This window comes from Microbispora amethystogenes (assembly GCF_016863015.1).
Taxonomy (GTDB): Bacteria; Actinomycetota; Actinomycetes; order Streptosporangiales; family Streptosporangiaceae; genus Microbispora; species Microbispora amethystogenes.
The window spans coordinates 1-12,052 of sequence record NZ_BOOB01000031.1; the positions used below are offsets into that span (position 1 = coordinate 1).

The window sequence follows — 12,052 nt, forward strand, 5'->3', positions numbered from 1 at the left end:
TGCTGTCGTGGGCAGTGCTGTCGTGGGCAGTGCTGTCGTGGGCAGTGCTGTCGTCCCACCCGGCGGGTGGGCCGCCGGTGTGACGGTCACGCACGGGATCGCCCGTACGGGCGGGGCTCACCGGCGCGGGTGGCTGCGGCAGCGAGTAGACCCGCTCACCCGTGACGTCGCCCGTGGTGTCACGCTTGGCGGCGCCGCTCCAGGGGAGCGGGGCGGGGCTGCCCGTGGCGACCGGCATGGCCGCGGCGGCAGCGGCGGCCACCGCGGGGCGCACGACGCGGGACGGGTCGAGCGGCGGCCCGCCCGCGTGGGCCGCCGCGGCTCGTGAGCCGCCTGAGGACTGCGCGGCCTCCGTGGCGGCGACCTTGACCGAGATCGGGCGGCGCGCCCTGGCTCTGACCCCGCGGGAGACGGCTCTGCCGTTGCCGGTGGGGGCAGGCGGGGTGGTCCGCCAGACGCGCCCGGTGAGGGCGATCTCGTCCGGCTCGTCGAACGGAGCCATCCGGCACCAGGTCTTGGGCTCGGCCATGTAGCGAACCTGCGACTGGAGAAGCTCGGTGAGACGTTTGTTCTCGATGACCGGACGGGTGGACAGCCAGGTGAGCACGCCGGGAGGAACCAGGTAGACGACGTGCCACGGCGCCTCCAGCGGCAGTCTCACCAGGAGGAGGAAGAGCCACCAAGGTACGGAGACACCCACGAACACACCGATCCAGACGACTGGAAGCGGCATCGGCAGCCGTAGGTCGTACAGCTTGTACAGCCGCTTCTCGATACGCCAGATATTCGTATATGTGGGCAGATCCACCCGAACCTCCTCTCCGCCCGATTACTTGATCCCGAGCGCGCCCGCGATGGCCTTCGCTGTCACCTCGATGATGTTGGGGACGTAGAAGATCACACCGATCGCGATCGCCAGGATGATGAACTGCACGAACCTGGTGATCTCACGGGTGAAGAGGAAGAAGATCGCCACGACGGAGACGACCGCGAGGAACAGCGGGGCGAAGAACTTCCTGAGGAAATCAGCGAGACCTTCGGTGTTGATGCCCGTCACCGGCGCCGGCGACGGTGCGGCCAGATCAAGGAAATGATCCGCGATGGTCTTCACAATCAACTCTCGCCCTCCCGGGGGTATGGATCAGCGATGTCTGTGCCGGGCATGCGCTACCCCACGGACCGGTTCGCACCCTGGATGTCCTTGACGAACCACTTGCCGCCCTGCTTCTCAACCGTCAGCTCGTAGGCCTGTTCGAGGCCCCCCGGCTCGCCGGCCGGGTCCTGGGACGGACTCGGCGCCGTCCCGTCGCCGGACGCCACTGCCCACACCACCACCGCGGTCACCTTCCTGCTGTCGGCACCACCCGGTGGCACGGACACCTTCTTCAGTTCGGCGAAGGTGAACCTGCCGTTGAAGCCCTCGATCGTCACGCCGTTCGCGACGTATCGCTGCAGATCCGCCTGGTTGCCCGCGGCGTACGCCTTGAAGAAGCCTTCGAGCGTCGGACGCAGTTCGGCCTCGGTGGCGGAGTCGCTGTCGGGATCGGGAAGCTGGGGCAGACCGGCCGGCCCGGGGTCGGGCAGCAGGGCGGGCTGCGCCGACACCACGAACCTGCCGCCGTCGTAGTAGACCGGCACGGACAGCAGGCCACGGGAGTCCCCGGACTGGTACGACACGCTCACCCGGGCGTTGTGGTCGTCGATCACGTCGATCCCCGCGTACTGGAAGGCTCCGGCGGACATGCGCCCGTAGCCGTTCCAGCCGAACTGCGCGTCGGCGCCCTCCGGCAGGAACGCCTTCAGCCGTTCCGCACGCTGCTGGGGGTTGGCCGCGTCGTAGTTGAGGTAGACCGCCGCGAACTGGTCCGCGAAGGCCGCCGCCCGCGTCGTCGGGAAGGCCGACGTGGCCGTTCCGGCCGGGGCGGTGCCGGTGCCGGTGTCCTGCATGGAACGCTCGAACAGCGCCCGGACGCCGTTGACCACGATCACGATGATCAGGGCCCAGAGGATCGCGCGCCCGGCCCAGACGAGCCAGCGGCCTCCGCCGCCGCTCCATCCTCTGCGCCGGGGGGCGGTGCCGTGAGGTGCTGCCAACCGGTCGAAGCCCTCCGGAGGGTACGGCTCAGGGTCGCCAGCGATCCGAGGATCCTGCTGGACGTCTGACCTGCGAGCCATCACGCCTCCGCTCGCGCCGATCCATCCGGCTGGCGCGGTTTCCTCTTGCTCTCGTTCCGGTTAGCCGCATTGAAGTATTCACCCTAGCGGTCTAGCCAATTCTTCCAGGTAAGCCACGCCCATGGTGCAAGCATCGCCGCGAGCGAGCAAACCAGGTCTACATCGCGTTGTGAGGCGCCACGCCTATCCACTCTGCGGAAAAGTGCGTTATGCCTGGCCAGCGGGGTCGGCGATTACCTAACCGCCACCTATTGGTGTCTTCACAGCCTGGAGAGATGGCGATGCGGACGTACCGCCCCGAGCCGGCCCCACATGCGAGGGTCCCGCACGCGGCACGTGCGGGACCCTCTCCGATCGTTCGTGCGCGCTCCCGTCACTGGCAGGACGAGGACTCGGAGGACGCCTCACTCTCCGTCCCGAGGCTCGACTCTCCGGAGACGGACGACTCCAGAGGCGCCTCAAGGGGCGCCTCAAGGGGCGCCTCCACGGACGACTCCAGCGACGACTGCTCGGAGGACTCCTGGGCGGACTCCTGGGCGGACTCCTGGGCAGACTCCTGGGACGACTGCAGCGACGACTCCGGCGAGGACGGGAGCGAGGACGACTCGCTCGGCAGCTGCGCCATGGCGTCGCTCGCCAGCTGCTGGATGCGCTGCTGGGCGCTCGCGGCCTCGTCCCTGATGCGCTGCATGGCGCCGGCGGCCTCCGCGTTGATGTCGGCCCGCGCCTGCTCCATCTCGCTGCTCAGGCCGCTCGGGCCGGAGAACGCCTGCGGTATGGCCATCAGGCTGGCGGGCAGTTCCGGTACGGCGATCGTGGAGATGGCCGGCGCTTCGGCGACCATGCTCAGCGACGGCTCCAGGACGGGGGTGTAGGCGACCGAGCGCGCCCATCCGCCCGGCACCCTTTCCTGCGGCGCGATCGTGGCGGCGGAGGCCGCGCCGCTCGCCAGAGCGACCCCTCCGGCCGTGAGCGTCGCGGCGATGATCGCCGAGAGAGCGAGCTGTCCGGACTTCCGATGCATGGTCCCTCCTTGGGCCCGTATCGGGCCGCGCAGGTCGAGCCACCTGGGCTTTTCCCGGCTCCCGAATTGCGCCGTGGGCGTCTCCCTCTCCCAATCAAGCCGACATACAGCCTGAAATGGGATCAATTACTGAAAAGGGAGGGTTCACCTGACGAGTCGCCGCCCAACGGCCTCAATTCGATGCTCAATGGAGCGTCCCGAGGGCGTCCAGGGCACTTGATACAAGCGTTTCCGCAGGCCATGGAGGATCTGACCGATGGGAGAGCCGCGGCGGATGTTACCCGCACGCGTCTTGGGGCCGGCTTGTACGGAAGGGGACTCTGAGGTGAGGAGACGGATGGCCGTTGGCGTCCGGCCCCGGCGTCAGGGCTGGTAGGGCGGCATGACGCCCCAGCCCCAGCGCGGCACCGGCTCCTCGCCCGGCGGCGTGGCTCCCGGCTGCGAGAAGTGGACGGCCAGACGGGTGCCCCACTCGACGTAACCCGCGAACGCCGCCCTGAACTCCGGGTCGGCGGGCAGGCCCACCTCGTCGGCCGCGTCCATGAGCAGGCTCACCCACCTGCGGCGCTGCCGCTCCGTGATGCCCTTGCCGAGGTGGTGGGAGACCATGTGCGAGTGGCCGCCGCGCTCCTCGCTGTACCGGGCCGGGCCGCCGAAGACCTCGCCGAGCCACATCGCGACGTACGCGGGATGGCGGCTGTCCATGTGCGCGAAGAGCGGCCCGACCAGGTCGTCTTCCTTGACCCGCCCGTAGAACGCCTCGGTCAGCCGCTCCAGCGCCTCCGCGCCCCCGGCCCACTCGAACAGCGTGGGCTCGGTCCTCTCGATCACCTTCTCGTAGTGCCGCATCTCCTCGATGTTCGACACGTACGGCTTGATCTCGGCGAAGAACTCCCGGAAGCGCTCGCTGCCGCGGAAGCCTTCGAGGTGGTCGCGGGCCGAGGTCCAGGTGATGCGCAGGATGTAGCACTCGGGCTCGTCCACGCAGCGGGACAGTTCGTAGTCGAGACACTGCGGCGCCCGCCCGAGCGGCACGACGGCGCGCCGGTAGGCGGCCTCGAACTCCTCCCCGTCGGGAACGCGGTAACGGATGTATTCGACGATCACCAGCACCCACCCCTTTGTAATTATGTAATCAAGACCAAAGCTACCCCTGCACAGCGAAACGATCAATGGATGCGGTCGAGACCCGTCAGGCCCGCCGAGAGCGCCCAGAGACGGGCCGCCGCGCCGTCATCCGCCGGGCCGTCTCCGGTGACGCGGCAGTCGGCGCAGTAGTCACCGCCGCGCCCGTCGAGTTCGGGTGACGTGGCGGCCCAGACCAGTGTCGCCGCACCCTGCTCGGGCGCCCGGAACAGGCCGGGCGCCGCGTTGCCCGCGGCGTCGATCCAGCCGGCCGCGATCATCTCACCGGCCGTGAGGTGTCGCTGCAGCGGAGTGCGGATCCATCCGGGATTGACCGAGAACGCGTGGACCCCGTACGGACCGCCCAGCCGATCCAGGTGACGGGCGAACAGGATGTTGGCGAGCTTCGACTGGGCGTAGGCGGCCCACTTGTCGTAGCCGCGGGTGAACTGCGGGTCGTCCCACCGGATGCGCCAGCCCGCGTCGTACCCGGAGGAGACCGAGATGACGCGCGCCGCGCCGGCGGCCGTGAGGGCGGGCCACAGCAGGTGCGTCAGTGCGTAGTGGCCCAGGTGGTTGACGGCGAACTGCGCCTCCCAGCCGGGCCCCACCCGGGTCTCGGGGCAGGCCATGATCCCGGCGCCGGCGATCAGGATGTCGAGGGGAGCCCGCCGGCGCAGGAACCGTTCGGCGAACGCCCGTACGGAATCCAGGTCGGCGAGGTCGAGTCGCTCGACCTCGGCCCTGTTGACGTCGGCCCTGTTGGCGTCGGCGCTGTCGACGCCGGCGAGCGCCTGCCGCGCCGTCTCGGGCCGGCGGGCCGGGACGACGACGCGCGCCCCGGCCCCGGCGAGCGCGCGGGTGGCCGCGAGACCCAGGCCGGAGTATCCGCCGGTGACGACCGCGGTCCTGCCGGTCAGGTCGATCCCGGCCAGCACCTCGGCGGCCGTGCTGCCTGCGCCGATGGCGTCCTGTCCCGTGTCACCTGTCGTGTCGCTGGTCGTGTCACTGGTCATGGCGCAGACGCTAGGTGTTCGACCGAGGTCTAGGTCAACCGGTTACGATCACCGCGTGACGGCTGAGGTCCTGCATATCGGCGAGGTGGCCAGGCGCACCGGCCTGAGCGTGCACACGCTGCGGCTGTACGAGCGTGCAGGGCTGCTCGCGGGCGAGGTGCGGCGGGACGACGCCGGGCGGCGGGTCTACAGCGCCTGGGACGTCGAGTGGCTGGGCAACTGCGTGAAGTTCCGGGCCTCCGGCATGCCGCTGGCGGCGATCAGCCGGCTGGCCCGGCTCGTGCGCGAGGGCACCGGCAACGAAGCGGAACGGCTCGAGGTGCTGCGCGAGCACCGGCGCCATGTCACCGAGCGTCTCGCGCAGCTGAGGGACTGCCTCGATCTCATCGACGGCAAGGTGGCCGCCTACGAACGGCACCTCGCCGCCGACGGCACCGGAGAGCCCTGGCAGCGGCAGCCGGGGCCGGATCAGACGTTGAAGCGGAACTCCACGACGTCGCCGTCGCGCATGACGTAGTCCTTGCCCTCGATCCGCGCCTTGCCGGCGGCCCTGGCGGCGGTCATCGAGCCCGCCTCGACCAGGTCGTCGAACGAGATGACCTCGGCCTTGATGAACCCGCGCTGGAAGTCGGTGTGGATGACCCCGGCGGCCTCGGGGGCGGTGGCGCCCCGGCGGATCGTCCAGGCCCGCGCCTCCTTGGGCCCGGCCGTCAGATAGGTCTGCAGGCCCAGCGTCTCGAACCCGACCCGGGCGAGCTGGGCGAGACCCGACTCCTCCTGGCCAACGGACTGCAGCAGCTCCAGCGCCTCGTCGTCGGGCAGCTCCACCAGCTCCGACTCGATCTTGGCGTCGAGGAACACGGCCTCGGCCGGGGCCACCAGCGCCGAGAGCTTGGCCCGCAGGTCGTCGTCGGTCAGCTCGTCCGCGTCGAGGTTGAAGACGTACAGGAACGGCTTGGCCGTGAGGAGGTGCAGCTCACGAAGGTCGGCGAGGTCGATGCCGGCGCCCTTGCCCCCGGCGTACAGGGTCGTGCCGGTGTCGAGGAGCTTCGCCGCGGCCTCGGCCGCCTCCAGCAGGACCTTGCGGTCCTTGTTGGTGCGCGCCTCCTTCTGCAGGCGGGGCACCGCCTTCTCGATCGTCTGCAGGTCGGCGAGGATCAGCTCGGTGTTGATGGTCTCGATGTCGCGCTGCGGCGACACCTCGCCGTCCACGTGGGTCACGTCGGGGTCGGAGAAGACCCTGATCACCTGGCAGATCGCGTCGGTCTCGCGGATGTTGGCGAGGAACTGGTTGCCCCGGCCCTGCCCCTCGGACGCGCCCTTCACCAAGCCGGCGATGTCGACGAACTCCACCTTGGCGGGCAGGATGCGGGCGGAGTTGTAGATCTCCCCCAGCGTGTTCAGCCGCGCGTCCGGGACGCCGACGATGCCGACGTTCGGCTCGATCGTGGCGAACGGGTAGTTGGCCGCCAGGGCGTTCCCGCTCTTGGTCAGCGCGTTGAAAAGCGTGGACTTACCGACGTTGGGAAGGCCGACGATGCCGATGCTCAGGCTCACGTACCACGAGTTTAGGGGCCTCGGCGGGTGCGCCGGACATCGGCGGCCTCGGCCCCCTCCTGGGCGCGCCTCCCCGTTTGGCACGCCAACGCCTGAAATCATCCAGACCGTGGATGTCGTGGCGCTCGTACTGGGACTCGCCGTCGGCCTGGTGACCGGTCTGGCCCTCGCCGGGATGCGGGCCGCGGGCCGTACGGCCGAGGCCGCCGCCCGGGTGGCGGAGGCCGAGGCGAGGACGCGGGCGGCGGAGGACAAGGTCGCCTACGTCGAGAACCAGCTCACCGAGCGGTTCCAGGCCATCTCCGCGCACGCTCTCGACGTCGCCAACCTGCGCTTCCTCGAACTGGCCGAAAACCGGCTCAACACCACGAGGGCGGAAGCGGCCGGCGACCTCGACCAGCGCCGCCAGGCGGTCGAGAACCTGGTCGCGCCGCTGCGCGAGACGCTCGCCAAGGTGGAGAGCCAGCTCAGGGAGAGCGAGTCGGGCGCCCGCGCCGCCCGCGCCGAGCTGAGCAAGCAGATGGAGTTCGTACGGGAGAGCTCCGAACGGCTGAAGGCCCAGACGGACGCGCTGGTGCGGGCGCTCCAGCGGCCGGAAGCCCGGGGACGCTGGGGAGAGCTGCAGCTCCGGCGGGTGGCGGAGATCGCCGGGATGGCCCGGTTCTGTGACTTCGACGAGCAGGTGAGCGCCGTCACCCGTGACGGGTTGGTCCGTCCGGACATGGTGGTGCGGCTCAGCGGCGGCAAGAACGTCATCGTGGACGCGAAGGTGTCGCTGGCGGCCTACCTGGAGGCGGCCGAGAGCGCCGATCCCTCCTTCGCCTCGACCCGGCTCGACGCGCACGCGCGGCACCTGCGCGAGCACGTGGACCGGCTGGCGGCCAAGTCGTACTGGCAGGCGTTCAGCCCGTCGCCCGAGTTCGTGGTGCTGTTCATCCCCGGCGAGGCCTTCCTCGCGCCCGCGCTGGAGCGCGATCCAGCGTTACTCGAGTACGCGATGCGGCGGCGTGTGCACATCGCCACCCCGACGACGCTCGTGACGATGCTGCGCACCGCGCAGTACGCCTGGCAGCAGGCGGCGGTCAGCGAGAACGCCAAGGCGGTCTTCGACCTCGGCAAGGAGCTGTACGACCGGCTCGGCGGCCTCGGGCGGCACGTGGACACCCTGGGCCGGGCGCTCACCCGGGCCGTCACCGCGTACAACCAGACGGTCGGCAGCCTGGAGAGCCGCGTCCTGGTCAGCGCGCGGAGGATGAACGACCTCGGTCTCGTGGACTACTCGCTCGACGCCCCGGCGGCGGTGGAGGAGGTCCCCCGGCCGGTCGCGATCCCCGAACTCGAAGGTGAAGAGCGGGTAAGCTCCCCTCCCCCGCATCGTCAGAACGGTAAATTGGCGCGAGACTTGTCGTGAGGGGGGCCCGATGACAGGCACCGGTCGAGCCGGGCTGCGGCTGACCGCTCGGGGGGCGATCGTCATGCTCTTCGTGATCACCGTGGTGGGTCTCCTGCCGAAGCTGCCCGGGCCCGCGTTCGTGGCCGGCTGCCTCGCGGCCGTCCTGCTCGTACGGCCCCGCGACCTGCTGCCGCTGGTGGTGACGCCCCCGCTGGTCTTCTTCCTCGCGGCCCTGCTGGTGGAGCTGCTGCGGTCGCTCGGGTCCGGCTCGATGCTCCCGACGTTCGGGCTCGGCATGTTCACGACGCTGTCGTCGGCCGCCCCGTGGCTGTTCGCCGGATCGGCGCTGGCGCTGGGCGTCGCCTGGGTGCGCGGCCTGCCCGACAACCTCAGGGAACTGCGTACGGGCGCCGTGCCCGAACCCGCCGGTGCGGGGGGCGCCGCGAGGGCCGGCACGAGGGCCGGCACGGGGACTGGCACGGCGGCCGGCGCAGGGGCCGGCGGGACCCGCGCCACCGCGCCCGGCCGCGCCCGCAGGGGCCGTGGCCAGGCCTTCGACCCCGAGCCCGAGGGCTACTTCGAACCCCGCGTGTACGGCAAGGCGGCCGACGAATAGGCCGTACGCACGGCCGGTCGTCTCCGTAGTGATCTGTAGTGGGGTGGGCGGGGTCGCCTACACGGCGCGGAGATCGCGGCGCAGCTCGTGGGGCAGGGCGAACCGCATGCTCTCCTGCACCGACTCGACCTCCTCGACGTCGGTGAAGCCGAGGCCGGCGAGCTTGGCGAGCACGCCCTGCACCAGTTCCTCCGGCACCGACGCGCCGCTGGTGAGACCGACCGTGCGGACGCCCTCCAGCCACTCCTCCCGTACGAAGGAGGCGTCGTCGACGAGATAGGAGGCGGCGGCGCCGTAGTCCTTGGCCACCTCGACCAGCCGCTTGGAGTTGGACGAGTTGGTCGAGCCGACGACGATGACCAGGTCGGACTCCGCCGCGATCGCCTTGACGGCCGTCTGCCGGTTGGAGGTGGCGTAACAGATGTCGTCGCTCGGCGGGTCGATGAGGTTCGGGAAACGCGTCCGCAGCCGGGCGACGGTCTCGGTCGTCTCGTCCACCGACAGGGTCGTCTGGGAGAGCCAGACCACCTTCTCCGGGTCCCGGACGGACACCTCACCGACGCCGTCGAGGCCGTCGACGAGCTGGATGTGCTCGGGGGCCTCCCCGGCGGTGCCCTCGACCTCCTCGTGCCCCTCGTGCCCGATGAGCAGGATGTCGTAGTCCTTGGCCGCGAACCTCTTGGCCTCGTTGTGCACCTTGGTGACCAGCGGGCACGTGGCGTCGATGGTCTTCAGCCGGCGGCCGGCGGCCTCCTCGTGGACGGCCGGGGCGACGCCGTGCGCGGAGAACACGACGATCGCGCCCTCGGGGACCTCCTCGGTCTCCTCCACGAAGACGGCGCCGCGCTCCTCCAGCGTCTTCACGACGTGGGTGTTGTGCACGATCTGCTTGCGTACGTAGACGGGCGCGCCATACTGCTCCAGCGCCCGCTCCACCGCCTGTACCGCTCGGTCGACTCCCGCGCAGTAGCCGCGGGGCTTGGCGACCAGGACACGGCGGGTCGCTGAGGTCTGCACGTCCATGTTCCTATGCTATGTGGAACGCGAGCCGCCTCTTGACCCTGGTCTTGCGAGACTGGGTGTACCTATACACATCTCCCCAGGAGCCGAAATGTCCGTCCTTAGGGCTATAACAAAACCTCTCCGCGACGCAATGGAGAGTGGGGAACGGCTGCGGGCGCTGCCGGTGCTCATGCTCCAGACCGCCCTGAACGGCGTCGGTCAGGCGTTGCTGATCGGCGACAAGGTCAGGTCCCGGATCAAGCGCCTGGTCGTGGGTGAGGAGGAAGGCCCCGAGAAGACCGAGGCCCCGGGCGCCGCCACCCGCGACGAGCAGGCCGCGGAACCGGCGGCCACGCGCAGGGAGCCCGTCATCTTCGCGCCCCGCCCGAGCAAGGCGGAGCGGGACGGCGAGAAGACCGTCGCGAGCGCACCGGCTCCCACTGCCGCTCCCACTGCCGCTCCTACGCCCGCTCCGGCTGAGACCGAAGCGGTGCCGGCTCCCGAGGCGCAGGTCCAGGAATCCCTCGGCACCCCCAAGCCCGAGGTGACCGCCAAGACCGCGCCCGAGACCGAGGCCGTGACCCATCCCGAGACCGCGCCCGAGACCCCGGCCGCTGAAGTCCCGGCACCCGAGATCACCGCCGAGACCGCGCAGGTCACGGAGGTCACGGAGGTCCCGCAGGTCGCGGAGGTCGCGGAGGTCCCGCAGGTCGCGGAGGTCCCGCAGGTCGCGGAGGTCGCGGAGGTCGCGGAGGTCGGAGAGGCCGCCCCGGCGACGGAGCGTGCGGAGACCACACAGGGCGCCGAGGCCGCCACCGAGGTCGAGGCCGCGCCGGTGGCGAAGGTTACAGAGGCCGCGCAGGGCACCGAGGCAGAGGCCGAGGCCGCGCCTGCGGCTCCTGCGGCTCCGGCGAAGAAGCCGCGCACCCGCCGCAAGCCCGCCGCCGAGACCACCACCGCAGAGGCCACCGAGGCCGCAGCAGAGACGGCGACGACTGAGGCGCCGGGCGGAGAGACGGCTGAGGCCGCCGCACCCAAGCCCGCCCGGACCCGCAGGAAGACCACCGCGAAGACCACCGCAACGGCCCCGGAGAGCCCCGCCGAGGAAACCACCGCGACGGCTGGTGGCGAGGGCGCCCCTCAACCCGCCGCCGAAGCCGCCCTCGCAGCCGCAGTCGAAGCCGTGCCCGCGGTTCCTGCGAAGAAGCCGCGCACCCGCCGCAAGCCCGCCGCCGAGACCACCGCGGAGGCTACCGAGGCCGCAGCAGAGACGGCGACGACTGAGGCGCCGGGCGGAGAGACGGCTGAGGCCGCCGCACCCAAGCCCGCCCGGACCCGCAGGAAGACCACCGCGAAGACCACCGCAACGGCCCCGGAGAGCGCCGCCGAGGAGGCACCCGCGACGGCCGCCAGCGACGAGGGCGCCGCTGAGCCCGCAGCCGCCGAAACCACCGGCGCGCAGGCCACTGAGGGCGGCACCGAACCCGCCGCCTCCGAAGCCGCCGTGAGCGAGACCGCCGTGAGCGCAGGCGAGGGCGGGGGTGAGCAGGCGGAGCCGATGCCGGGTTACGCCAACCTCACCATCGCGTCGCTGCGATCGAGGCTGCGCGGCAAGTCGGCCGAGCAGGTGCACGCGCTGCTCGACTACGAGAAGGAGCACACGAACCGTCCCGAGGTGGTCCGCATGTTCCAGAACCGGCTGTCGAAGCTCCAGTCCGAGTCCTGAGCATCGGCCGGGTCCCAAGCGTCGTCCCCGTCCTGAGCACAGGCCGGATCGCAAGGCACAGGCCGGATCGTGAGCGCAGGCGGGTCGTGACCGAGCGCAGGCCGGATCGTGAGCACCGGCCCATCCTGAGCGCAGGACGCTTCGTGAGCACAGGCCGGATCGCGAGCGCAGGCTAGATCGTGCGCATAGGCCGGATCCTGAGCCCGGACGGGTCGTCAGCACCGGCCGCGTCTTGCGCACTGGTGGGGCCGCGTACCGGCTGGGCCGCCGGTCCCGGAACTGTCGGGCGCTGCGGCTAGCCTGCGGGTGCGGCACGGCGAGCGTACGGTGAGCGATGACCGTGGGCGATGACCGTGGGCGATGACCGTGGGCGATGACCGTGGGCGATGACCGTGGGCGATGACCGTGGGCGATGACC

The 12,052-nt window shown here is 70.9% G+C and carries 12 protein-coding genes; 4 read left to right on the forward strand and 8 right to left on the reverse strand.

Annotated features, from left to right (window positions below):
- From Mam01_RS21240 to Mam01_RS21265, 6 genes are all read right to left on the reverse strand, one after another.
- Positions 1-808 (reverse strand): conjugal transfer protein (locus Mam01_RS21240; RefSeq protein WP_204286991.1); only part of this gene is annotated, 808 nt, incomplete at its 3' end.
- 21 nt (positions 809-829) lie between these two features.
- A complete protein-coding gene (locus tag Mam01_RS21245; RefSeq protein WP_204287001.1) occupies positions 830-1,102 on the reverse strand; it encodes a hypothetical protein in 273 nt (90 codons plus the stop codon).
- 65 nt (positions 1,103-1,167) lie between these two features.
- Positions 1,168-2,175: a conjugal transfer protein gene (locus Mam01_RS21250; RefSeq protein WP_204286992.1), complete on the reverse strand. Its 1,008-nt coding sequence runs from the start codon at positions 2,173-2,175 to the stop codon at positions 1,168-1,170.
- A gap of 373 nt (positions 2,176-2,548) precedes the next feature.
- Positions 2,549-3,199, reverse strand: coding sequence for a hypothetical protein (locus tag Mam01_RS21255; RefSeq protein WP_204286993.1), 651 nt, complete (start codon positions 3,197-3,199; stop codon positions 2,549-2,551).
- 363 nt (positions 3,200-3,562) lie between these two features.
- Positions 3,563-4,312, reverse strand: a complete 750-nt coding sequence (locus tag Mam01_RS21260; RefSeq protein WP_239101491.1) for a group II truncated hemoglobin — start codon at positions 4,310-4,312, stop codon at positions 3,563-3,565.
- Between the two features lie 56 nt (positions 4,313-4,368).
- Positions 4,369-5,340: an SDR family NAD(P)-dependent oxidoreductase gene (locus tag Mam01_RS21265; RefSeq protein WP_204286994.1), complete on the reverse strand. Its 972-nt coding sequence runs from the start codon at positions 5,338-5,340 to the stop codon at positions 4,369-4,371.
- A gap of 55 nt (positions 5,341-5,395) precedes the next feature.
- On the opposite strand from Mam01_RS21265, the gene Mam01_RS21270 reads away from it, so the two are divergent.
- Positions 5,396-5,857 (forward strand): MerR family transcriptional regulator, encoded by a 462-nt coding sequence (locus Mam01_RS21270; RefSeq protein WP_239101492.1) that lies wholly within the window; start codon positions 5,396-5,398, stop codon positions 5,855-5,857.
- On the opposite strand, the gene ychF is transcribed toward Mam01_RS21270, so the two are convergent.
- A complete protein-coding gene (ychF, locus tag Mam01_RS21275) occupies positions 5,809-6,897 on the reverse strand; it encodes a redox-regulated ATPase YchF (RefSeq protein WP_204286996.1) in 1,089 nt (362 codons plus the stop codon). The genes Mam01_RS21270 and ychF overlap by 49 nt on opposite strands.
- Before the next feature lie 109 nt (positions 6,898-7,006).
- Between ychF and Mam01_RS21280 the strand changes: the two genes are divergently transcribed.
- Both Mam01_RS21280 and Mam01_RS37385 read left to right on the forward strand, forming a co-directional pair.
- Positions 7,007-8,308: a DNA recombination protein RmuC gene (locus Mam01_RS21280; protein WP_204286997.1), complete on the forward strand. Its 1,302-nt coding sequence runs from the start codon at positions 7,007-7,009 to the stop codon at positions 8,306-8,308.
- Positions 8,309-8,318: 10 nt separating this feature from the next.
- Positions 8,319-8,906, forward strand: coding sequence for a DUF6542 domain-containing protein (locus Mam01_RS37385; RefSeq protein ID WP_204286998.1), 588 nt, complete (start codon positions 8,319-8,321; stop codon positions 8,904-8,906).
- Between the two features lie 57 nt (positions 8,907-8,963).
- Here Mam01_RS37385 and Mam01_RS21290 read toward each other — a convergent pair whose 3' ends face one another.
- A complete protein-coding gene (locus Mam01_RS21290) occupies positions 8,964-9,929 on the reverse strand; it encodes a 4-hydroxy-3-methylbut-2-enyl diphosphate reductase (RefSeq protein ID WP_204286999.1) in 966 nt (321 codons plus the stop codon).
- A 130-nt stretch (positions 9,930-10,059) separates the two neighbouring features.
- Here Mam01_RS21290 and Mam01_RS21295 point away from each other — a divergent pair, with 130 nt between their 5' ends.
- A complete protein-coding gene (locus Mam01_RS21295; protein WP_204287000.1) occupies positions 10,060-11,634 on the forward strand; it encodes a DUF8129 domain-containing protein in 1,575 nt (524 codons plus the stop codon).
- The last annotated feature ends 418 nt before the right edge of the window (positions 11,635-12,052 follow it).

Excerpts from the sequence above, each read along its gene's own strand:
- Mam01_RS21250 (WP_204286992.1), bottom strand. The coding sequence starts at position 2,175 with ATGGCTCGCAGGTCAGACGTCCAGCAGGATCCTCGGATCGCTGGCGAC.
- Mam01_RS21255 (WP_204286993.1), bottom strand. The coding sequence starts at position 3,199 with ATGCATCGGAAGTCCGGACAGCTCGCTCTCTCGGCGATCATCGCCGCG.
- Mam01_RS21265 (WP_204286994.1), bottom strand. The coding sequence starts at position 5,340 with ATGACCAGTGACACGACCAGCGACACGACAGGTGACACGGGACAGGAC.
- Mam01_RS37385 (WP_204286998.1), top strand. The coding sequence starts at position 8,319 with ATGACAGGCACCGGTCGAGCCGGGCTGCGGCTGACCGCTCGGGGGGCG.
- Mam01_RS21290 (WP_204286999.1), bottom strand. The coding sequence starts at position 9,929 with ATGGACGTGCAGACCTCAGCGACCCGCCGTGTCCTGGTCGCCAAGCCC.
- Mam01_RS21295 (WP_204287000.1), top strand. The coding sequence starts at position 10,060 with ATGGAGAGTGGGGAACGGCTGCGGGCGCTGCCGGTGCTCATGCTCCAG.